Source organism: Marinifilum sp. RC60d5 (genome assembly GCF_052400665.1).
GTDB lineage: Bacteria > Bacteroidota > Bacteroidia > Bacteroidales > Marinifilaceae > JBQTGK01.
Genome location: NZ_JBQTGK010000004.1, coordinates 209845 through 233722 on the forward strand (window position 1 = coordinate 209845; position 23878 = coordinate 233722).

At 35.7% G+C, this 23878-nt stretch carries 13 protein-coding genes; 9 read left to right on the forward strand and 4 right to left on the reverse strand.

Translation table 11 applies throughout. The features are described 5' to 3' along the window. The 3 genes from ACT3CE_RS11050 to ACT3CE_RS11060 all read left to right on the forward strand — a co-directional run bounded on the left by ACT3CE_RS11050 (nt 1) and on the right by ACT3CE_RS11060 (nt 3968). On the forward strand, nt 1–1797 hold the full coding sequence (locus ACT3CE_RS11050) for a RagB/SusD family nutrient uptake outer membrane protein (protein WP_444709837.1): 1797 nt from the start codon (nt 1–3) through the stop codon (nt 1795–1797). 15 nt (nt 1798–1812) lie between these two features. Further along, nucleotides 1813–3441: a hypothetical protein gene (locus ACT3CE_RS11055; protein WP_444709838.1), complete on the forward strand. Its 1629-nt coding sequence runs from the start codon at nt 1813–1815 to the stop codon at nt 3439–3441. Between the two features lie 68 nt (nt 3442–3509). Beyond that, a complete protein-coding gene (locus ACT3CE_RS11060; RefSeq protein ID WP_444709839.1) occupies nt 3510–3968 on the forward strand; it encodes a hypothetical protein in 459 nt (152 codons plus the stop codon). A gap of 367 nt (nt 3969–4335) precedes the next feature. Here the strand turns inward: ACT3CE_RS11060 and ACT3CE_RS11065 are convergent, their stop codons facing one another. Continuing rightward, complete coding sequence (locus ACT3CE_RS11065; RefSeq protein WP_444709840.1) at nt 4336–7518, reverse strand: glycoside hydrolase family 2 TIM barrel-domain containing protein; 3183 nt, start codon at nt 7516–7518, stop codon at nt 4336–4338. Nucleotides 7519–7751: 233 nt separating this feature from the next. On the opposite strand from ACT3CE_RS11065, the gene ACT3CE_RS11070 reads away from it, so the two are divergent. Further along, nucleotides 7752–8909, forward strand: coding sequence for a family 16 glycosylhydrolase (locus tag ACT3CE_RS11070; RefSeq protein ID WP_444709841.1), 1158 nt, complete (start codon nt 7752–7754; stop codon nt 8907–8909). Nucleotides 8910–8942: 33 nt separating this feature from the next. Beyond that, nucleotides 8943–10739, forward strand: coding sequence for an arylsulfatase (locus ACT3CE_RS11075; protein ID WP_444709842.1), 1797 nt, complete (start codon nt 8943–8945; stop codon nt 10737–10739). Between the two features lie 66 nt (nt 10740–10805). Here the strand turns inward: ACT3CE_RS11075 and ACT3CE_RS11080 are convergent, their stop codons facing one another. After that, a complete protein-coding gene (locus tag ACT3CE_RS11080; protein WP_444709843.1) occupies nt 10806–11957 on the reverse strand; it encodes a hypothetical protein in 1152 nt (383 codons plus the stop codon). Between the two features lie 216 nt (nt 11958–12173). Between ACT3CE_RS11080 and ACT3CE_RS11085 the strand changes: the two genes are divergently transcribed. Genes ACT3CE_RS11085 through ACT3CE_RS11100 form a run of 4 tightly spaced genes read left to right on the forward strand, consistent with a single transcriptional unit; the run spans nt 12174 to nt 19890 of the window. Then, nucleotides 12174–15038: a glycoside hydrolase family 2 TIM barrel-domain containing protein gene (locus tag ACT3CE_RS11085; protein WP_444709844.1), complete on the forward strand. Its 2865-nt coding sequence runs from the start codon at nt 12174–12176 to the stop codon at nt 15036–15038. Between the two features lie 28 nt (nt 15039–15066). Continuing rightward, nucleotides 15067–17070 (forward strand): right-handed parallel beta-helix repeat-containing protein, encoded by a 2004-nt coding sequence (locus tag ACT3CE_RS11090; RefSeq protein WP_444709845.1) that lies wholly within the window; start codon nt 15067–15069, stop codon nt 17068–17070. A gap of 1 nt (nt 17071) precedes the next feature. Then, nucleotides 17072–18364, forward strand: a complete 1293-nt coding sequence (locus tag ACT3CE_RS11095) for a glycoside hydrolase family 117 protein (protein WP_444709846.1) — start codon at nt 17072–17074, stop codon at nt 18362–18364. Between the two features lie 2 nt (nt 18365–18366). Next, nucleotides 18367–19890, forward strand: a complete 1524-nt coding sequence (locus ACT3CE_RS11100) for an alpha-L-fucosidase (RefSeq protein ID WP_444709847.1) — start codon at nt 18367–18369, stop codon at nt 19888–19890. A 116-nt stretch (nt 19891–20006) separates the two neighbouring features. Here ACT3CE_RS11100 and ACT3CE_RS11105 read toward each other — a convergent pair whose 3' ends face one another. Both ACT3CE_RS11105 and ACT3CE_RS11110 read right to left on the reverse strand, forming a co-directional pair. Further along, nucleotides 20007–22391: a glycoside hydrolase family 3 N-terminal domain-containing protein gene (locus ACT3CE_RS11105; RefSeq protein WP_444709848.1), complete on the reverse strand. Its 2385-nt coding sequence runs from the start codon at nt 22389–22391 to the stop codon at nt 20007–20009. Between the two features lie 54 nt (nt 22392–22445). Then, nucleotides 22446–23768 carry a family 43 glycosylhydrolase gene (locus ACT3CE_RS11110; protein WP_444709849.1) on the reverse strand — a complete coding sequence of 441 codons (1323 nt, stop codon included), beginning with the start codon at nt 23766–23768 and terminating at the stop codon, nt 22446–22448. Nucleotides 23769–23878: the final 110 nt, after the last annotated feature.

Below are 23878 nucleotides of genomic sequence, written 5' to 3' on the forward strand. Positions count from 1 at the left end.
ATGAAAATAAATATATTAACATACATAGCAACTGCTTTAATTGTATTATCCTTTAGTAGTTGTGAGGATTTTCTTACGGAAGTGAATCCAAATGAAATGTCGACAGATAGCTATTGGAAAAACTTAAAGGATTGTGAAAGTGGCCTGGTTGCAGTTTACAATCAATTTAGAGATCCGGGAGTTGTTGGTTTAAGTGATGAAAATAACAGAAGTGATTTAACTTATCCAGGATGGGGACGTCCAACTCCTCCAAATCCTAACGATTTTTACAACCAGACTTTTACTTCTTCTACTTCGGGAGTAAATAAAAAGTGGGAAAGCTTATACAAAGGTATATTTCGTGCCAATCAGGTTATAACCGGGTTAAATGGAATTGAAGCTGATATGGATACAGAAGACAAGAAAGAACAGTGGAGCTCATTAATGGGAGAAGCTCGTTTTTTCCGAGGTCTTTTCTATTTCTACCTGTATAACTCATATAATAACGGTAGCGTAATTCTTTATGATTTTGTACCTGAAAGTCAGGAGGATTTTAACCAGCCATTAGCTCCTGCGACAGAAATTCTAACATTTTTTAGAGCCGATTTAGAGTATGCTTTGAGTAATTTACCTGAATCGTGGACTGAATTTGAAAGTGGAATTCCAAGTGCATCAAACGATGTTGGTCGTGTAACTTCTGGTGCAGCAGCAGCTATATTGGGTAAGAGTTATTTGTTCGAAAAAGATTATGCAAAAGCTGCCGAATATTTTAAAGGTATTATAGATAGTGGAGTATACCGATTGATGGACAATGTAGGTGATAACTTTACAATGAGTGCGGAGTTCAATCAGGAGTCTATTCTTGAAGTTTCGTATAATGAAGGTTTAAAGCTTGAAGAAAGTCAATGGTCTGCTCAGGGAACATGTAACACATACAATATGGCTTATAGCCCAGTTGGAGGTTGGAGAACAAACTATCCAAGTAACTGGTTGATTATTGAGTATAGAAAAGATCCTATGGATGAAACCGATCCTCGTAACATGATTACAGAAGAGGATGGTACTCAACGCTTACGCACTTTTTCTCTAAGAACTTCTTATTCAGTAGCATTGGTAGATGATATCGATATGACTTATTATGATGCTTATATTACAGGAGATGCAACTGTTTTTAAGAATGGAGAAACAGCTTATTGGAGAAAAATGACGCATTGGGAAGATAAATCTGGAAATACTGAAAAAGATTATTTAGAAAGATCTGGTATTAATTTTAGATTGATTCGTTTAGCTGATGTTTATTTGATGTATGCTGAAGCATTAATTAAAGGAGGTACAGATGATGCAGGTGTTACTGAAGCTTTAAAGTATGTGAATAAGGTTCGTTACCGTTCAGCTTTACAGTTGTTGGGAGCAAGCGCAGCAAGTGAATATTCAACTTCCCAGCATGATGAAGAAGTTTATACAGCAGCTTCATTAATGGATCACTTAATGTATAAAGAACGTCCATTGGAATTGTCGGGTGAAGGAAATGCAATTCGTGTTATTGACATGAGAAGATGGGGAATTGCTAAGGAAAGATTCAATGATTTGGCTAATAGAAAATACTGGGCTGAAAACTATGTATATTATAGTGAGCGTTTAGGTAAATCTGATACCAAATGGCAATCTATACTTAGAGAAGGCGCAAAACCTGTGCCAAGTCCAAATGATCAGGACTTCTCAGAATTTGCAGGAGCAAGTCTGAATTTTGACGAATCGAGACATTCATATTTCCCGATTCCTACTAGTGAAACAACTGCCAACTCAATGGTTAACTAAAAAAAGGAAGAGATCATGAAAAATATAAAATATTTATTTGTATTCTCTCTGCTCGCATTGTTTTTTGCGTGTGATGATGATTACGAAGCATTAAATGATTTAGCTGATGTGGATTGGTACACAAGTGGATTCCGTACAGCAAAGCAATTGAATATAGAAGATTACATGTCGTTTTCGGATTTATCGCAGGGGGCCGTTGAGCATTCCTGGTCGTTTGCCGATACCAGTGGATGTAAATTTCTTACTGGAATTATAACTCGTCAGGATTCAACTTATTATCCTTTTATTGATGAAAACGCTGGCAACACATCTTTAGATGAAACTGTAAGTGTTCTATTTACCAAACCTGGCTTACAAGGTATTCGTTTAAAAAATACTTTTTCGAAATATGTTGAGTTTATTGGAACAGATACACTTGCAGCTGTAAAACAGGGTGATGTTTGGGTTATTGATACTACTTTTATGGTTGATGTATTTGACACCATTCAATCTGCTTTTAAAGTATATCATAAGGATGTTGAAATTGCTAGTGTTGCTTCAGATCAGCAATCAGTATTAGCAGATACAGCATCGTGGCCAGAATATGAAATTATGTCTGGGGAAGTATTAAAATTTGTTGATTTGTCAGAACTTGGTCGTCCAAATACTTCGGCTTGGGCATTAAATGGCGGATCACCATCTTCAAGCAGCGATTCTGTTGCTATGATTAATTACTATCGTTTGGGAACATTCTATGCGAAACATACTTCTTCAAGAAGTGGTGAAAATATACCAGGTGCAAATAAAATGAAATATATACCTCTTAAGATTAAGGTTATTAAATCGACCTTACCATTTGAAGTTACAGGTACAATTAAGGAGCAGAAAGATGAAACACTGCAGATTAGTGTTACCGGAGAGTTGAAAAAGTTTGCAGAAAAAGAAGGATTTTTTACTGTACATGTAAGCAACTCAAAAAGTGGGTTCGATCAGGATATTGCTGTAGCAAGTGCCATGGTTAATGCAAATCAGGGGAATATTATCGATTTAAAATTGGCTGAGCCTATTTATAATGAAGATGTTGTTACGGTTACTTATGCAGGAGGTGATATAAAATCAGTTGATGATAGAACATTAGAAGATTTTACTACTTTACCAGTTAAAATGTATATTCTTAACCTGATTCCAAATGGTGGATTCGAAGATGGTGGTTCTGGTTGGATTGTTGGAACTGAGAAGCCAGATCAGGATGTTGCTCTTTCTGAATATTCTACTACTGATCCTGCAGAGGGTAACTATTGTTATCATATGCTTGTAACTGCTGATGAATATGCTGACGGACTTAGAAGTTCTGTAATGAATACAGGTAGTTTTAACCTGGTTCCTGGTAAAAAATATGTTTATAAGTTTAAATATAAAACTATTAGCAAGCTAAAAGGTGGTTACGAGCCTAGATTATTCTATTACGATAATGGAGCTTATACTAGATTATGGGGAGCTTGGTCTAATTATAATCCAGCTAATGGTGAGTGGACGCAAGCAAGTAAGGTTTATACTTTCACTAAAGCATCTGCTAAGAATATTTCGATTAATGTTCTATCCTATGTTGAGTCTGAAATTTACTTTGATGATTTCTGGTTGTACGAACAGGAAGTTAGACCGTAAGTGTAATTGATTATAAAATCATCTGGCTCTGTTAACGCAGAGCCGCTTATAAAAAATAGAAAATCACTATGAAAAATATTTTTAAAATATTAGGAGTGTTCTTCGTGGCACTTATCGCTTTTTCTTGCGAACCTGATGAATACGATGTGCCGGATATTGATCTGGTTCCAGTTTATAATATTAGCGAAACGGGCAATAATAACATGTTTGAGATGAACATTTATCGTGAACAAAATTTATTTACCGTTTGGACAAATAAAGGAAAAATTAGTTCATTTACTACTACTGGTTTTTCCGATACTTCTGATGAATTGAATTATATGGTAACTTTTTCTTGTAAGGAAACAGTTATTGAAACCGATGATGAAGGAAATGAAACAAGTTCTATTGTAAGTTATGCTTACGAATTGACTGGTGCGAAAGATGCTGATACAGTAACTCTTAAAACCGTAAAAACTAATTCGGATGAAACTACAAGTGAAAGTTCTGTGAGTGGTATATTGATAGAAAAAGAAGTTTATAACTAATAAGTTCTAAAATATATTTACAAAGAGGATTGCCTAGGCAATCCTCTTTTTTTGTATCGGATTGATATGTGAATTGTACGAGTTCCTACCTGTCATCTGCAAGTTTGGTTAGTAAGTGCAATGCATTTTAGGAACAAAGCCTAGATCCTCTGATTCTAAGGTAAAAGTGTAAAGAATGAGCCTGTACATGGAAGATCGTACGGCATATTTGAGTATAATAAGTGTGTAGGCTTAAACTTTATGTAATGTAGAGGCCTGACTGTGGTAATGTGGAAAGAGTATTATCCCATAACTAATGAAATTGATTCGGATTAAAGAAAAGGGAATTCCATCCGGAATTCCCCTTATCAAACTAAAAAACGATAAACTATTGCAGTGGTACTATGGTAAACGAATACTGATATTTTCCTGGATAGATACGGTATTTCTCAATTGGTTCAGCTTTTTCCGACCAAGTATTACAGCCACCAACACCTGTTTGAATTAAATCAACATTAAGGGTGTAGAAATTCTCCTTTTTCAATTCATTTGTGTGTCTTGCTTGTACTAAGGATTCAGCAGTCCAAGGCCAAACGGAGGTACTTAAAGCTTGTGCTCCTTCGAATCTTAGACCAGTTCCTTTCTTATTTTGAAGTTGCAACCATCTTACAGCTGTTCTGTTACTGCATTCTTGTGGTTGAGCATACTCAAATACGAAATCACTAACATTTCCTTTATAAACATTTACTTCCGCAGCTTCGGAACGGTCGCTGTAGTTTTCCCAAGGTCCTTTCCCATAATAGCTCATTTTAGAGAAGTTTACAGGCACTTTTGTACTTAGTCCAACTCGTAACAGTTTCGGAAGAGATTTATCCGCATTTAGGCTGTAATCTACTTTAACAGAACCATCGCCAGTAACTGTATAATTCAATTCTAAAATTAGTTTGTCTTCAATTTCCGAAGTAGCAGTAATTTTAACTTCTCCATTTTTACCTTTAAGTACATCAAGCGATTTTAATTTAAGATTCTGACTCGCTGTTTTCCAAAAGCCAGATTGTTTTTCCGGTTTCCATCCACGTTCGTCATTATCTGTTTTTGGTCTCCAAAAGTTTGGTACTAGAGTACCATCAATAAGGGTGTTTCCTTTTGATGTCAACTGTTGAATATATCCATCCTTTTCAGACATCTTTAAAGTGAAATTTTTATTGGAAAGAATCAACATACCGTTTTCTCTTTTTTCTGATATATCAGGAAGATTTCTTTTTAAAATTTCTTTCTTATCAATTCCAATTGGTAATTTGAATTGCTGTTTGGCAATCTCAAAGCCCTTAGCTGCCCAAAGAGTTGCTTTGGTACTTTTCATACTAACGCGCAACCAGTACTCTGCACCAGCTACAAGTTTTGGTGATTTAAATGGAATTTTAACTTCTTTTGATTCACCTGGATTAATAATTAATTGCGGTAAATCTACCTCTTGAATTTTCTTTCCATCTTGCCAAAGTTCCCATTTAAATTTATTAGCTGAGGTATTCGTAAACCAGTAACGATTTTGAATTCGAATCAAACCTGATTTTAAGTCTACAGCTTTAAAAGTAACCGGCTGATAAACATACTTGCACTCTTCTATTTCAGGTTTTGGAGTACGATCTGATGCGATAATACCATTCAAACAGAAGTTTCCTGCGTTTATTTTGTCGCCAAAATCTCCACCTACAGCATAGTATTCTTTGCCGTTTTCATCTTGTTGTAAAATTCCCTGATCAATCCAATCCCAAATAAAGGCACCCATCAGGTTGTCGTATTTATGTATCAAATCCCAGTATTCTGTCATGTTTCCAAGAGAATTTCCCATTGCATGAGCGTATTCGCAAGGCATAATAGGTCGTTTGAGATAGGGGTTATTTGCCATATTTTCCAGTACCTCAAGAGTTGGATACATTCTACTGATTACATCTACATAAGCAGGATCGGTTGGATTGGCACTGTGTACGTTGTCATATTTGCGCCATTCTTGCGAGAATACTTTTTTGTACATTTTATGATTTGGATCACCTTGTGCACCTTCATAATGAACAAAGCGAGTAGGATCATAGTCTTTTATCCAGGCTGCCATTGCAGCATGGTTTGGTCCGCTACCCGATTCATTTCCTAATGACCAGGAAATAATACTTGCGTGATTTTTGTCACGTTCTACCATTCTAATAGCACGATCGACATAAGCACCAGCCCAAGTTGGCTGATTGGATAGTAAACCTCTTGTTGAATGAGTTTCCAAATTGGCTTCATCCATCACGTAAATACCATACTTATCGCACAATTCGTAAAAATAAGGATCGTTAGGATAATGTGATGTACGAACAGCATTAAAATTGTATTGCTTTAATAGTTGAACATCTTTCTCCATTGCCTCACGAGAAATTACTTTTCCTCCTGTTTGATCATGATCGTGACGGTTGACTCCGTAGAGCTTCACTTTTTTGCCATTTAGTAAAAATACATTACCGGCAATTTTAACATCTCTAAAACCAATTTTTTGTGAACGTGTGTCCAGTTCTTTGCCATTTTGATCTTTTAAATTTAAAACCAGCGTGTACAAGTATGGATTTTCGGCAGACCACTTTTGTGGGTTTTCAATATTTTGTTCTAATAATCCGAAATATACATTATCGCGTTGTGGATAGTATTCATCAATTATTTTTGATGCCTTAATAGAAATGGGCTTCATTACTTTTTTACCATTGGCATCAAATAATGTAGCTTCAAGATTAAGATCTTGATATTTCGCATTGTCGATTGCTGTTAGTCTTGGTCTTATTTGTAGTAAGGCATTTTCTAAATTCGAATCGAATTTTGTGCGAACAAAAAAGTCATTGATTGCCACTTTGGGTTGGCTAAGAATCATTACTTCTCTGTGAATTCCACTCAATCGCCAATGGTCCTGATCTTCAAGAAAACTACCTGTAGACCACCTGTAAACTTCAACAGCAAGAGAGTTTTTGCCTTCCTTTAGATAGTTTGTAATATCAAATTCGGCAGGTAGGCAACTATCTTCGCTATAACCTACTTTTTTACCATTAACCCAAACGTAAAATGCAGAAGTTACTCCACCAAAGTGCAAAATAACTTGCTGATCTTTCCAATTGGGATTCCAATCAAAGTGAGTAAGGTACGAGCCAATTTCATTTTCCCATGGATAGTGAGGAGGCTTAAAATTGCGTTCAAAATTAGAATTTACATAAATAGGTTGGCCATATCCTTTCAATTCCCAATTTGATGGAACTTCTATTTCATTCCAACTGGTCGCATTAAATTCAGCTTTATAGAAATCAGTAGGACGATTATCAACACTATTAGAATATTGGAATTTCCACATTCCGTTTAGCAATTGCATTGCTGACTTTGTTCTGTCGCCCGTTAATGCATCGCTTGTATTTTTGTAAGAGTAAGAAGTAGCTCGCCCTTGCATTTTATTAATGCCAAAAACGGCTTCGTTTTCCCAATCGTCTTTTATTTGTTGGGCCTGAGAATGCATAAATGCAAAGCAAAAAAGTGCCAGTAGTAATTTTTTCATGTAGCTATACTAGTTTGATTTATTCCTAAATAATTCGATTACTGATAATATCAGTAAAAATAGGTTGAACTTTTGTGAACATGCAGATGGTTTCATTTATATTTTAGGGGGTATTTGTGAATTAAGATGAGGATGTATATTTAAATGCCCCCGTATATAAACATTATTTATTTCTTATTTACAGGGCAGAGATTGTAATATTGTTATCTATATATCAACACATTTTTTGCGCTATGAATCAAAAATACCTACTACTATTTCTTTTTGTGTTTTTAACAACAACTATTTTTGCTGACCCTCCAATTCCTCCGAAAGGATATCGTTGGGTATTGAACGGAACTTTTTCTGATGAATTTAATGGGAACAAATTAGATTCAAAAAAATGGTACGATACGTTTAATGGTTGGAAAGGAAGAGCTCCTGCTATGTTTATTCCGGAAGCAATATCAGTAAAAAATGGAAATTTAGAGATTAAAAGTGGTGTTTTGGATAAGCCAGTTAAAGACTTTACCATTTACGGAGGAGCGGTATGCTCAAAATCAAACGATGCATACTATGGTTATTACGAGTGTCGAGCTAAGGCTTCGAAGATTGCCATGTCGACCACTTTTTGGATGTCGAATGCAAAAGTGCCTTACCTAGAAACAGAGGATTCCAGAGATTCTTATAGCCAGGAATTGGATATTCAGGAATGTGTAGGAGGAGGAACAGTTCATAAAAAATTTCGCAATGGCATGAATTCCAATACTCATTTTAGGTATGTGAAGCCAGGTGATAAAAGAGAAACGTTTATGTCGAGAGGAACTGGTGCGATATTAAATTCGGAAGTGTCGGAAGAATTTCACACTTACGGAGCATGGTGGAAAAATGCTAAAGAAGTGTTGTTTTATGCCGATAATGTGCTTCATGACACAGTGATGGTTCGCACTGATATTTCAGACCAACCATTTGACAGACCGATGAAGATTAATATGGTGACCGAAACTTACGATTGGCAACCTGCACCGTCAAAAGAAGATTTGCTGAATGATGAAATTAATACTGCCTTTTATGATTGGGTTCGATCTTATGAATTGGTAAAGGTGGATGAAAAAGTGAAGTTGACTTATAAAGAATCAATTTTTAATGAAAATATAGAAATTATAGCTTGTAATAAGGGAACTTCGTTAGCTATTGATTTTACTTATAAAGCAAATCGAGACAGGAAAATTGAATTTTTGTTACTGGATAAAAAAGGAAATGTAATGCATAAAGAAAATTTAAGTGTTTATGCAGGATATGGGAATAGTAGTTTTGAAATTAAAAAAGAAAAATTAATTAGATCCTTGTATTCTATTCAGGCAAAATATACATCGAAATCAGAATCTAAAATGGTGGAAACCATTTTGTAAGAATTGATAATAAACAAAATAAATTTCAGAATAATGAAGGTAAGAACTTTATTAAGCGTTTTTTTTGTGGCAATTACTTTTTTTGGATGTCAATCGAAAAAAAAGATTGAAAAGCCAAATGTAATTTTAATTGTAACCGATGATCAGGGATATGGCGATTTAGCTTGTCACGGAAACCCAATTATAAAAACTCCGAACATTGATAAATTGCATTCGGAAAGTGTTCGTTTAACCAATTTTCATACCGGAACTACATGTACACCTACACGTGCTGGATTGATGACTGGTCGTAATTCTAACCGCAATGGAACCTGGCATACCATTGGTGGATGTTCTTTGCTGAATGAAAAAGAAACAACAGTGGCTGATGTATTTTCTGAAAACGGATATACAACCGCTATGTTGGGAAAATGGCATTTGGGCGATATGTATCCTTTTCGTCCGCAAGATAGAGGTTTTCAAACAGCCTTTTACAATGGCGGTGGTGGCGTTGGACAAACTCCTGATTACTGGAATAATGATTATTTCGATGATACCTATTTTAGAAATGGAAAACCAGAGAAAGTAGAGGGGTTTTGTACTGATGTTTGGTTTAAGGAAGCGAAAAAGTTTGTTGATGCAAATCAGGATAAACCATTCTTGTTGTATCTTTCATTAAATGCCCCACACGGACCCTATAATGTACCAGAGCAATATTATAAAATGTACGAAAATGCAGATCTTAAGCCACATCAGAAAAGGTTTTATGGTATGATTAGCAATATCGATGAGCGTGTTGGTGAATTAAGAGAGTATTTAAAGGAAAAAGGCCTGTCGGAAAATACAATTTTGATTTTTATGACTGATAATGGAACATCAGCAGGACTTGCTTACGATAAAAAAGCCAATAAAACTTATGGTTACAATGCAGGCATGAGAGGTACCAAAGGTAGCCATTACGATGGTGGACATAGAGTGCCATTCTTTATTAGTTGGCCCAATTCCATTCCTAAAGAAGGTAGAGATATCAATTCTTTAACTGCTCATGTCGATTTACTTCCTACTTTGGTTGATTTATGTGGATTGAAACATACTTTTCAATCGGAAATGGATGGACAGTCGATTAAAAGTTTGATTTTAAATGAATCAACTAAAACTGATTTTGATAAACGGATGTTGGTGACAGATACTCAACGAATTAAATGGCCTAAGAAAGGAAGAAATTCTTGTGTGATGACGACTCGCTGGCGTTTAATAGATGGAGTTGAATTGTATGATATTAATGATGATCCGGGACAGAAAGTTAATGTTGCTAATGCTTATCCTGATGTTGTTACAGAAATGAATGCATTTTACGATAAATGGTGGTTGAGTACCGAGAAAGATTTTGAATTTTCCTTAATGAAAATTGGATCTGATCATGAAAACCCAATACATTTAACTTGTCATGATATGCATAGTGACCAAAATATTCCCTGGAATCAGAATTATATTCGCAAAGGAAATGCTTTTAACAAAGGCGAATTTTTTACAGAGGTTGTGAAAGCAGGAAAGTATAAATTTTCGATTTCAAGATATCCTGAAGAGAGTAATTTAGAAATGGATGCAGAGATTGATGGTGTAAAAGCAACTAGTCATACAGAAATGATAGAGAAAGGAAAGTCATTGAAATTAAAGAATCCAATGATAGTTGTTGATGGAAAAGAGTACAAATGTACTTTTACAAAAGATAATAAAGCTGCTGAGGTAGAAATTGAATTAGTGGCAGGTAAAATGAATTTTTACGGAACATTTACCAATGATAAAGGTGAGCAAGAAATGGCTTACTATTTCTTGGTTGAAAGATTGTAGTTAAGATTAGTTGTTAGGTGGTGAAACCCTGGATGGTTGAGCTATTCAGGGTTTTTATGGGGTTTACTAGTTAAACGGAACTACCATTATTGTTTCCATATCCAGATTAATACGATCTTTTCCTTTTGTTTTATAAATGGCAGTAAAATAGGGTTTGTTTTTTAAATATTTATTCGTGAAAGATTGAATCGAATCGATATTCGTAAAGTATTCTACACTAGCCATAACTCCTATGTCATGATCTGAGAAAAATAGAAATTGTTCAGTATTGTTTGGTCCTGGAATTCGGGATACTACACAATAATCTAGTTCTGTTTTTGTTGATCCTACAAGTATTGTCGTGTCTTTTCTGTTTGGATGATTATAGAAATCTATATTTTTATCTTTAATTTTAAAATAGGGATTGCCTTCGTTAAAGAGATAGGTAAAGTTTTTTTGATCTTTTAATCGACCAACGTAAATGGTATTCCCTTCTTTAATATCAGAGAAAGATGTGGTTGTGGCATATTTTATTTCAAAGTCTTTATTCCATTTTGTAAAAAATCGGGCTAAATCATGAGTTGCATTTTCTGCCATGCGCGTTGAATAAAAGAAGTCTGTTGCTTTTGTTGTTGCTTTTAGTTCCGGATGTTCTTCTAGCATCGCGTAGTATTCATCCAAACTATTGATGCTAAAATCACGTGTCCAACCATTTGATCCTGATGTTGTTTTTCCTGCATATCCAAATGCATCGCCAATAAATAGATTTGTGCTGTGTTCGTTGGTGAGGAATCCTTTCCAAATTAAAGGTGCTCGAGTGGGTAATTTTGATAGGATAAAGATGATTACGAAGCATGCCAAAAGCAAATAGGGAATCAATTGTTTGTAGTGAGGAATCCTGATCCCTTTTGGTTGTAAATTTTGTTTTTCGAAACGAACATCGTATTGGCCTTTGTCAATTATTAGCTTCCATAAGTCGTTTGCTCCATCTTTTTCGTAGTAGCTAGTGAGTTTTTTTCTAAGATTATAAATATTTACCCTAACGCGCGGATTGCTTTTTTCTGTATCGATTTTTGAACCAAAAAATTCAATGTCAATAACGCTCTCTTTTAAAAAGCGCCCATCGATATTTGCTTGAACAATATACTTTAAAATAGCGATGCTTGTAGGAGCATTTTTGAAAGTATCACTTTTAACTATTTTTTCTGTTATTTCTAGTTTCTGATTTTCTGAAATCATAAGAATTTGTTCAACTATTTAGAACTCTATTGAAATTTGACCTGATGTTATTTATTCGGCTGAAATTCTGAGTTATATGTTTAAGTTAATAACCGTTATAGCTACCGTTAAAGTGAGGTTAAAGGTAGCTATTTTATTGATTTTAATCTTTATTTGCTCAAGAGAATTATGTGGTTCTATGTAAATTACAAATTGAATAATTTTAATACTGGTTTTATGAATAAGTTCTATGTTAAGCTCCTTTTAGCTTTGTTTTCCATTTCATTTTTAGTGATAAGTAATACAAGTGCTCAATCAAATCGAAAAGGGTATTCTAGCTTTTCGGATGTGAGTAGCGAAATTAAATATCTCTCAGGTACTGGTAAAGATAATATGGTGAATTGGGATTTTTATTGTTCTGATGGAATGAATAGTGGCAAATGGACTACTATTGGTGTTCCATCGTGTTGGGAATTGCAAGGTTTTGGTCACTACAACTATGGGCACGATGCTATGGATAAACGATACAAAGAACATGGTTTATATAAACATCAGTTTGTTGTGCCAAAGAGTTGGAAAAGCAAAGATATTAAAATTGTTTTTGAAGGTGTAATGACTGATGCTGAAGTGAAAATAAATGGTAAGCTGGCAGGAGAAATTCATCAGGGAGCTTTCTACGAATTCAAATATAATATTACCAATTTGCTAAAATATGGGGCAGAAAATTTGCTGGAAGTAAAGGTAAATAAAGTTTCTGCAAACGAGTCAATTAATTTTGCTGAGCGGAAGGCCGATTTTTGGATTTTTGGAGGTATTTATCGACCCGTATATCTTCAGGTTTCTCCTAAAGAAAACATTGATCGTTTAGCTATAGATGCAAAAGCAGATGGAGCAATTACAGCTGATGTATTTACGAATTCAAAAAAGGCTGATAAAATTAAGTTGGCATTATTCGATTTAAAAGGAAATAAAATTCAGAACTTAAAAGTTAAGAATATCCAGAAAGAGAAAACCAAATGGAGAATTTCAGCGAAAGCAAATGAGATTCAATCATGGAATCCAGAATTACCAAAATTGTATAGTTTGCAAGTAGAACTGTTGGATAAAAACAACAAACTGTTGCATCAAGTAAATCAGCGTATTGGTTTTCGCTCAGTAGAAATAATAGATGGTGATGGTGTATATGTGAATGGTGAGCGAATTAAGTTCAAAGGGGTCAATCGTCATTCTTTTTATCCAAAATCGGGTCGAACTTGTTCAAAAGAATTAAGCATAGAACATGTGAAGATGATGAAAGACATGAATATGAATGCAGTTCGTATGTCGCATTATCCACCAGATGTACATTTTTTAGATGTGTGTGATTCGCTTGGGTTATTTGTTATTGACGAATTATGTACTTGGCACAGTCCTCATTTAGATACAAAAGTTGGGCGAAAACTTGTTAAAGAATTAGTTGTTCGTGATGTGAATCATCCATCTATTTTAATTTGGGCGAATGGTAACGAAACGGGTTGGAATAAGGAATTAGATGACGACTATGCAAAGTGGGATATTCAAAATCGTGAGGTGATTCACCCATGGAATATTTTTCGAAAAACCAATACAATGCATTATCCTAGCTATCATATTTTTGCTTACGATACTTATGCGAAAGATAAAATTTATTGCCCAACTGAGTTTTTGCATGGTTTGTATGATGGTGGACATGGTGCGGGCTTAGAGGATTATTGGAATCAGATGTGGAACATTCCAATTGCGGCAGGTGGTTTTCTATGGGATTTTGCCGATGAGGCTGTCGTTCGTACCGATAAGGATGGGATTTTAGATACCGATGGTAATCATGCGGCAGATGGAATTGTTGGACCGTATGGAGAGAAAGAAGCGAGTTACTTTACGATTAAAGAAGTTTGGTCGCCAGTTTATATTGAAGAGCGCTATATCCGCGAAAGCTTCAATGGCAAGTTTAGAGTTGAAAACAGGTATCATTATACCCATCTTGATCAATGTGAAATGACTGCTGAATGGGTGAAATTTGATGGTCCCAATGGTTCGTTAAAAACAACTGTTCTGGAGCAAAGTATAGTAAAGCTGCCTTCGCTTGCACCTTATGAAAGAGGTAGTTTTACTGTTGATCTGCCTACAAACTGGAAAAAAGCAGATGCTTTGTATTTAAAGGCAATCGATCAGCATGGAATGGAAATTTTTACGTGGACTTATCCCATTCAAATGCCAAAACAGCTGAATAAGTCAATAATTAGCTACTCAGGAGAGTATGAGCTGGTAACAGAAACCAAGAATGAACAAATAAAAGTGAAAGCGAATGGAATCGGATTTCTTTTCTCTGATAAAACAGGTTTGTTGCAAGAAGTAAAAAAGGGAAATCAGATAATTCCTTTCAATAATGGTCCCGTAATTTTAGGTCATAAAGATAAAATTGAGAACTTAAGTGTTACTAGTTTGAAAAATAAAGTAGAGATATCGGTTTTATTTGAAAAAACGGATAAGTCGCCCAATTGGGCTAGCCATAAAGAGTACAGTTCAGATTTAATTAAATGGACCATTTATCCAAATGGATTGCTAGACTTGGAGGTGAAAATTAAAGGCAAGAAAAAGGTTACCGATTACAAAGGCATCACTTTCTCGTTTCCAGAACAGGAAGTTGCAGGTATGAAATGGCTTGGAGATGGACCTTATCGTGTGTGGCGTAACCGAATGAAAGGAACAAAATTTCAAGTATGGGAAAATGATTACAACAATACCATCACAGGTGAATCGGGATTTGTTTACCCAGAATTTAAAGGTTTCTTTTCAAGTTTGTATTGGGTGAAAGTAAAAGGGAAAAACAAGAATGGATTTACAGTGTATTGCAATTCGAAGAATACATTTTTAAGAATGTTAACTCCAGAAAACCCTAGTGAAGACCCTAAAGGCAGAGTTTCTCCTAAATTTCCCCAGGGTGATATTTCCTTTCTAAAAAATATACCAGCTATTGGGACTAAATTTCAGAATCCTGATTCGATGGGGCCTCAGGGAAATTTTGAGAATTATTTTGGTAATGATGATGAACCGATAGTAATTGATCTAACTTTTGAGTTTTAATATTAGTTTATTGTAAAAATTGACAACAATGAAAAAAGCAATACAGATAGTAATGTTATTGATGATATCCTTTAGTGTTTTGGCAAAGGAGTATCATGTTGATTGTAATAATGGTTTCTCTGGTAATGGATCAGTTAAAAATCCTTTCAAAACCATAGGTCAGGCATCAAATGTCATGAAAAAAGGTGATGTTTGTTTTATACATAAAGGTACCTATCGCGAAATCATTAATCCTCAAAAATCGGGTACTACATCACAACCAATAACATTTACCTGTTTCGAAAATGATATTGTAATTATATCAGCTACAGAACAGGTATCTGATTGGGTAAAACATAAAGAAGATATTTATAAATCATCAAATGTAATAATGCCTTTAGATGATGGAAATAACGTGTATTGCAATCAGAATAAAATGCAGATAGCACGATGGCCGAATGATACGGATAGTAATGAATATTCGCTCGATGCCAAATATATCGATCAGACAAAAGGAACTTACTCCATGTCGTACATCAGCAATAATGAAATTCCGGATATCGATTGGACTGGCGGTATCATTCACTACTTAGGAGCACATAGCGGTTGTAGTTGGGAGCGTACAATTACCGACTATGATAAAGATCTTCATAGAATTTATTTCGAAATATTGCCTGATAAATGGCCTTTTGGGACTACTCATAGTTCAAAGCGTTTTGAGAACGGACATAGAGGCATTTTTTATCTGATGAACAAGCTGGAAGCACTTGATGCTCCTCGGGAATGGTATTACGATGCAAATAATAAAGAGCTTTACTTCTATGCTCCTGATGGCAAAAATCCTAATGATGAATTGGTTGAGATAGCTGTTCGTAAAAATACGGTGGAGATTAATTCTAATTATATTCATTTTAATGGACTTAATTTTATTGGTGGTATGGTAAGCATCAAAGGAAATTATAATAAAATTACCAACTGCATGATAAAGCATGGATCAGAAAGGTTAATCACTAACCTAAATGGAGCAGCTTTGCCCGATGCCGCAATTCAAATTCTTAAGGGGCATCATAATATTATTGAAAAATGCGTATTGGAACATGGTACTTTAAATGGTATGTATTTAAGTAAAGAATCTGAAGATAACCGTGTTGAAAACTGCATCGTGCAATATTTTAATACGGTTGGATTGCATGCACATTTGATAAATAGTGGAGGAGCTCGTAATGTAATAATTAAAAATTCGTGTTATGGTTCTGCTCGCGATGGAGTAAAAGTTACCGGTGAGGATAGTGAGTTTGCCTATAATCATGTTCAGAAATGTTTGATTTCGGGTGCCGATGGAGGATTGTTCTATGTTACAGGAAGAAGTATTCCCATGAACATTGAATTGCACCACAACTGGTTTCATGATGCTTATACAGCCGAGCATGCAGGAAAAAAGGCTACAGGAATTTATCTCGATAATAACGCTGCCGGTTATATTGTGCATCACAATGTGGTTTGGGATGTGGAATGGGGTGGTTTACATTTCAATTGGAATGCCATTAAAAATGAGATTTACAATAATACATTCTGGAATGTTGGGCCAATGGAACAGGCTATGATAGATTGTTGGGTTCCTGTCAGGAATGGACAGCAATATAACGTAAAAGACAATATCTTATGCAATAATATTTCCGATGTTCGTCCATGGTGGCATTCGGGTAACGGTCCAAAATATCGTGTCGACGAAAAAGAATACATAGGATCTAATGCCGATAATGATTTCAAAAATAACTGGCAGTTTACAAACCCTCCTTTTCATTTTGAAAAGGGTAGAATGTTTGTTCCTTTCAACGAGTCTTCTCTAGTAGATGCTGGGCAGGAAATAAAGGGGGTAACCAAAGGATTCAAGGGAAATGCACCTGATTTGGGAGCCTATGAATTAGATGGAGAATATTGGGTTCCGGGTGTTGACTGGAAACCTGATGGATTTGCATGGACACCCGGTACAGATTATTTGAGTACTGGAAGAAGTTTTAAAGAATATAAAATAACGAATAATAAACTTTAACATGAGGATAATAATAATCTTTTTAGTGGCAAGTTTTTGGTTTATTTCTTGTCAGCAAAGTTCAACAAACATAGCATCGGAATCAAAAAATAAGGAAGAATTTCCATTCTTTATTCCTAATGAGAAACCTGATCGCCCCTTAAGTGCGGCAGTAAAACGTAATTACGAAGCTTATGAGCATATTCGTCCTGAACAAAACGAGCTGTACACGCAATTTAAATACACAAAATTGAAAGGCTTCGATTACAATGGTGGAGATGGTACATTAACCCGTCGCGATCCGTCAAAAGTGATATTCGAAAATGGTAAATATTACGTTTGGTATACTTATCGGAATACACCTGTAAAGTCGGTAGGAATGGCGAGAGCCAAGGAAGCTAATGATACGATTCCATCTGCAGATTGGGATTTGGCGGAGATTTGGTACGCGACCTCAGAAGATGGATTTACCTGGGAAGAGCAAGGAGTAGCTGTTCCTCGTCCACCAAAACCACATGTTGGTTGGCGTTCTGTAACGACTACTGATATTCTTAAATTCAAAGGAAAATACTATTTGTACTTTCAGGCATTTATGGAAGCAAGCGGTTTGCGTGGCGATTTTTGTCCTGTATCTGTTGCTTACGCAGATTCTCCTGATGGACCGTGGACACATTCAAATAAAATTGTAATTCCTAACGGGCCAAAAGGTTCCTGGGATCAATATTCTATTCATGATCCTTATCCATTGGTACATGATGGTAAAATATACCTTTATTACAAAGGTGATTTCGATAAACGTCCTGAATTAAAGCCTTCAAAAATAAGAATGCAAGGTTTGGCTATTGCTGAAGATCCATTGGGGCCTTTTATCAAGCATCCGTTAAATCCAGTTATCAATTCAGGTCACGAAACCACACTATTTCCATTTAAAAAAGGAGTTGCAGCTTTGGTAATTAAAGATGGTATGGAGCGCAATACCATTCAATATGCCGAAGATTGGGTGAATTTTGAAATTGCATCTATTGTTGAAATGATGCCAGTTGCAGGAGGTCCGTATATTACTGACGCATTTACCGATACTAAAGATGGTAGAGGAATTACCTGGGGAATTTCTCATTTTACCAATGCAGGAGGAGATTGGAAGAACAATCATTCCATTTTAACCCGTTTTGATTGCGATTTAAGTGTAGATATTCATGATGATCAAATGAAGGAACATTATATTAAATATAGTCCTGAAGATCATTATAAAAAAAGATTGAGTGCAAAGCAGCATGCAAGGATAAAAGAACAGAATAACAAATTAAAACAATAAATATGTCAACTATTGGAAAAATCAGTTTAATAATAATTGTGGCTTTAACAATTAGTTGCACCAGCACTTCCAAAGTAGAAGAATTAAAAGAAGTATTTATTCCAACTCTGGAATCTCTAAAACAGCACAAAGCAGCACCTGAGTGGTTTCAGGATGCCAAATTGGGTATGTATTTTCACTGGGGACCTTATAGTGTGCCTGCTCATGGTAGTGCATGGTATCCAGCCAATATGTATATGAAAGGGAGTAAGATAAATAAATGGCACGAAGAGCATTTTGGTCCCATTGAAGAGTTTGGCTACGAAGATTTCATTCCTATGTTTACTACAGAGCACTTCGATCCTGAAGAGTGGGCTGATTTATTTCAAGCTACAGGTGCAAAGTTTGCTGGTCCGGTAGCCGAGCATCACGATGGTTTTGCCATGTGGGATAGCGAAGTGAATCCTTGGAATGCTGCTGATATGGGACCTAAACGTGATATTTTAGGTGATCTTTTTGCTTCTTTAAAGAAACGCAACATCAAAACACTTGCTACTTTTCATCATGCCCGTAACGGACAACGCAATGCGAATAAACCAGAGTATTGGGATCGAAATGGCTTTAACAGTCATTACCCTTATCATCCCGACCTTCCGACTGCTACAACCGATCCGAAATTGCGTAAGCTATTTGGTAACTGGGAAAATATTGAAGATTTTAATCAGTATTGGTTAGATCAAGTAGAAGAGGTGGTAGACAAATACAATCCAGATTTATTGTGGTACGATTCGTGGCTGAACATGATACCAGAAGATAAAATCAACGAGATGTTGGCTTATCATTTTAACAATGGATTGAAACACAATAAGGAAGTGGTTGTTTGTAGTAAGCATCAAGATATTCCTTTGGAAATTGGCATAGATGACTTGGAGCAAGGTGGACGCAGAGATATTTATCCTTTGCCTTGGATGACAGATATTACCTTGAGCAATAGTCGATGGATGTATGTGGAAGGAGAAAAATATAAGGATGCTGCATTAGTTGTGCGTAACATGATTGATGTTTGGAGTAAAAATGGAACCGTACTTTTAAATATTTCACCGCGTGCCGATGGAGTGATCAATCAGGAACAACGTGATGTTTTACAAGAAATCGGAGCTTGGATGAAAGTTTATGGCGAAGCGGTTTATGGAACACGACCATTTAAAATTTTTGGTTATGGAAATGCCAATGCTTCAGATGCTTCGCATGATGGACAATCTGCTAAAGTAAAGTACACTGCTAGCGATGTTCGTTATACCGTAGCTAAAGATGAAAAATCGATGTACGTCTTCTTTTTGGGTGTACCTAAAGCTGGAAAAACAATTAAGATGAGAGCTATTGGTGGATTTCATAGGAATCTTCCTCCTTCGCCAATTAAAAATATTAAGTTGATGGGAGTAAACATAGATATTGATTGGAAGCTAACTCCTCAAACTTTATTGCTTACAATGCCAGAAGTGGAATACAACCCAATTGCAACAGTTTTAAAATTGGAACTGGAATAAGTTAGTTTTGATAAACTACTACTACAATAATAATAAAATCAGCAAAAAAGAAACCCGGAATTGTGCTTGTACACATTCCGGGTTTTGCATTTATAAAATGGTTTTTAGTTTCTTCTTTATTGATTTATAGAGAAAAATACAGAACGGCCATTCTCAAGAATCATCTCATTTCCTTTTAGTTCAATTGTTTCGCTAAGGCGGATATCAGTACATGATGCAGCCACTTTAAACTCATATTTTCCTGGTTCTAAAATCCATTGGTTATCTATGTATTGTGCCAATTGTTCTGGTGAAACAAGGAATTTAATGGCTTTTTCTTCACCTGCCTTTAAGTCTACACGCTGAAAACCTTTCAATTGAATTGGCTTCATATCCGAATTTGCATCCTTTGGAGAAACGTACAATTGAACGATTTCGGTTCCATCTTTGTCTCCTGTGTTTTTTATCTTACATGCAATTTCGAAACGCTCATCCGTAATTTTTGCGCTAGAGTTCATTTTTAAATCACTGTACGTGTAATTGGTGTACGATAAACCGTAACCAAAAGGATATTGAGGCTGGGTATTAGTGTAACCATTCTTGTAATTAACCTCAGCTTTATCTTCTGATTTAGGGTAGGTGATACACAATTTAGCAGATGGATTTACTTTTCCAGTCATAATATCAGCAATTGCTTGTCCTCCTTCTTCTCCAGGAAACCATCCTTGTACAATTGCCGCACAACCTTCTTCTAGTTCATTAACTACTTGCGGACGACCGCCGTACATGACTAGAATAACAGGTTTTCCGGTTGCAATTAATTTCTTTACAAATTCCTCTTGTTCACCTGGTAAACGAATACCTTTTCTTTCGCGTCCTTCACCACACAGATAAATATTTTCTCCCATAACAGCGATAATCACATCACTTTCTTTAGAGATTTTAATCGCATTGGTAAGATCTGGCTGAGGTACATCTTTAATCGTAAGCATCTTCACTTTTGCCAAACGACTATCACCCAATCCGTCTTTTTTAATCACTGATTCTAAAGGAGCACTCCAATCGCAACCACGTTCGTGTTTAATGCTAACTTTTTCTCCTAGTGCGTTGTGTAAACCTTCGCTTAGGCTGATTAGTTTAGGATTGTTTGGATCAAATTGTTTACTCCACCAAAACGAAATCATCGATTGATACGTGTAATCGCCCAATAAACCGTGAACAGTTGCTGCATTGGGGCCTACCAAAGCAATTTTTTTCACATCGTTTTTAAGTGGTAAAATACCATTGTTCTTCAATAAAACGATAGACTGGCAAGCCGATTCGTAAGCTAACTTACGGTTTGCAGGAGGATCAAAATCCAATTCTCCATCGACTCCAATTGTAGGATTTTCATTCAATAAACCCAAACGAGCTTTCATGATCAATGAACGTTTCACGGCATCATCAATTTTTTCTTGGCTTACCAATCCTTCTTTCAAAGCCTCAGGCAAATAAGGGAAAGCAATTGGTTTTGCAAGTTCAATATCAGTTCCTGCATTTAAAGCCATAACTGCAGCTTCTTTCGATGAGGATGCCAATCTGTGACCTGAATACGTAAGGTTAACAGCACCGTAATCACTCACTACAACACCATCAAAACCTAGTTTCTCGCGTAAAATTGTTGTTAGCATTTCTTTGCTGGTAACCACAGCCTCACCTTTAAATCTGCCATAAGAGGGCATTACACTTTTTACATTTCCTTTCTTTATTACCACTTCGTGCGGCATTAAGTATTCTTCGTAAAATTCCTTAGGATTGTTGTTTTGTGTCCCATATCCTGCAAAATGTTTTGTTGTAGCGACAACGCCATTACTGATATTTTCACCTTGTAAGCCGTTAACAAAGGCTAAACCCAAAGCAGAAGTCAAGTAGGCATCTTCACCATAACTTTCCTCAATTCGTTCCCAATGAGCAGTACGACTAAGGTCAAGCATAGGAGAAAGGGCGTAAGTTGCTCCAGCAGCTCTCATATTTTTTCTTGTAGAGGTAGCATTTTTTGTTATTTGATCTGCATTCCACGAACATCCCATTCCAATTTGTTGTGGGAATGTTGTTGCTCCCTGAGTTGCAAATCCTGTGATTGCTTCTTCGTGAAATATTGCAGGAAGTTTTGTTCTGGTTTCCGTCATTAAATAGTTTTGAACGTCTCGAACAAAATCTCTTAATTCGGTTGGACTCATGGTTAAAGAGGATGAAAATTGGCAGAAGTGTCCAATGCCGTGAGGAATTACTTCTTTACATTTTTCAAGAGAAAATTTTCCATCTACCATAATTTCATTTGGGCGAATTCCTTCTATTTGGGCTAGTTTTTCATCCAAAGTCATTTGGCTCATTATTGCTATTGCTTTCGCTTCAAGTTCTGCATTTGAAAAAGATTCCATCCCTTTTTCTTGAATAGTTTCGCTTTGGCATCCTAAAAAAGTACTAAGGCAAATTAGTACAAAAGATGCACGAGAGAGTAAAGATTGTTTGAGTTTATTCATTATTAGTGATTTATAGTTTTCCTATTTTTATTGGCTTAAAGGGAGTTTTCAGTTTTAATAGAATTGAAACCAGTCGATGGTAAAAAATGAATTGTTTTCACCTTTAAACACTAAGTATAAGGCGTGTTTCCCTTTTGTGGTTTTTATTTCACACTCCGAAATTTGAAAAGCTGTATTGTTGGCTGTACTTGTGAGTTTACAACTGCCAATAAGTTTTCCCTTAGGCTGATCTAATCTTAATTCAACCAAGCCATCATTGGAAACATTGGTTTTAATCCGAAAGTTTTTTAGTTGTTTGTCAAAGTTCAAATATTTATAGGCTGCATAATCGCCATCCGTAATATTTGTTAACTCTTCATTTGGAATATCGTTGGATTCGCTTTCGTCGATAAATACTTTACCTGATAGAAAACATGTTCTTTCTGCTTGTAATAGCTTGCTAGCAGATAATGGCTTTCCTGCACCTTGCGTAGTCATTTCTACTTCATCAATTGTTCCATCCTTGTTGATTTTAATGGGCTCGATACAAGCTTTGCGGAATTTCTGAGAATTGTGTGTTGAACGATGGTAAAAAACATACCATTGATCCTTGAATTTTTCAATAGAACCATGATTGTTCCACACTGTAGGATCACAACCAATATTATCAATAATAACTCCTTTGTATTCGAATGGTCCCATTGGGCTTTTACTGATTGCGTATCCTAAACAAGTTGGACGATTTTCACGACTGTCATCAGCACATACAAAATAGTACCAATCTCCAATTTTTCGGATAGATGATCCTTCATGAAAAGCTTTGTTTCCTGCTTCATCTAAAGGAAGAGTTATTGTTGATGAGTCAATTTCTGTCATGTTTGCTTTCAACTTAGCAACTTTTGGTTTTGCTTGTCCCCAATAGTAGTATGCTTGTCCATCGTCATCAACCAAAACGGCTGGATCAATCTGATTAGGTCCATGAATTTGTTTTCCAGTAGTAAATGGTCCCAAAGGCGATTGACTAGTTGCCACACCTTCGCTTAGTTTTTTTGGCGAACAGTAATACAAGTAATATGTTCCGTTTTTATAGGCACAGTCTGGTGCAAATAGCAATCTATCATGATAATCGACTTGATCAAATTCTCCTTTCGAGGCAAAAGTGTTTTCTACAAAATTCCAATCTTGTAAATTATCAGAGAACAGAACATGATGTTTGTAGGAACACCAAAAATCATCACTTTCATCTCGAGAACCATAGATATATATTTTACCATCTTGCCAAACATGAGCTTCAGGATCGGCGATATACATACCAGCCGGAACAATTGGGTTTTGTGCCAAGCTCGCTAAACATAGAAATATGCCTATTGCTGATAAAAAAAGAGATTGCTTATTCATCACTTATTGTGTTTGTATATTCAAATAGTATCAGATTTTCTGTAAAAAAATCCCAAAACCGTCTTTTGTAAAGATAGTTTTGGGATTTAATTGAAATGGGGTTAATACTA

Bases quoted from the DNA above. Each gene is read 5' to 3' on its own strand.
- ACT3CE_RS11110 (WP_444709849.1), bottom strand. From the start codon at position 23,768: ATGAATAAGCAATCTCTTTTTTTATCAGCAATAGGCATATTTCTATGT.
- ACT3CE_RS11055 (WP_444709838.1), top strand. From the start codon at position 1,813: ATGAAAAATATAAAATATTTATTTGTATTCTCTCTGCTCGCATTGTTT.
- ACT3CE_RS11095 (WP_444709846.1), top strand. From the start codon at position 17,072: ATGAGGATAATAATAATCTTTTTAGTGGCAAGTTTTTGGTTTATTTCT.
- ACT3CE_RS11100 (WP_444709847.1), top strand. From the start codon at position 18,367: ATGTCAACTATTGGAAAAATCAGTTTAATAATAATTGTGGCTTTAACA.
- ACT3CE_RS11065 (WP_444709840.1), bottom strand. From the start codon at position 7,518: ATGAAAAAATTACTACTGGCACTTTTTTGCTTTGCATTTATGCATTCT.
- ACT3CE_RS11080 (WP_444709843.1), bottom strand. From the start codon at position 11,957: ATGATTTCAGAAAATCAGAAACTAGAAATAACAGAAAAAATAGTTAAA.
- ACT3CE_RS11075 (WP_444709842.1), top strand. From the start codon at position 8,943: ATGAAGGTAAGAACTTTATTAAGCGTTTTTTTTGTGGCAATTACTTTT.
- ACT3CE_RS11050 (WP_444709837.1), top strand. From the start codon at position 1: ATGAAAATAAATATATTAACATACATAGCAACTGCTTTAATTGTATTA.
- ACT3CE_RS11070 (WP_444709841.1), top strand. From the start codon at position 7,752: ATGAATCAAAAATACCTACTACTATTTCTTTTTGTGTTTTTAACAACA.
- ACT3CE_RS11090 (WP_444709845.1), top strand. From the start codon at position 15,067: ATGAAAAAAGCAATACAGATAGTAATGTTATTGATGATATCCTTTAGT.
- ACT3CE_RS11105 (WP_444709848.1), bottom strand. From the start codon at position 22,391: ATGAATAAACTCAAACAATCTTTACTCTCTCGTGCATCTTTTGTACTA.
- ACT3CE_RS11060 (WP_444709839.1), top strand. From the start codon at position 3,510: ATGAAAAATATTTTTAAAATATTAGGAGTGTTCTTCGTGGCACTTATC.
- ACT3CE_RS11085 (WP_444709844.1), top strand. From the start codon at position 12,174: ATGAATAAGTTCTATGTTAAGCTCCTTTTAGCTTTGTTTTCCATTTCA.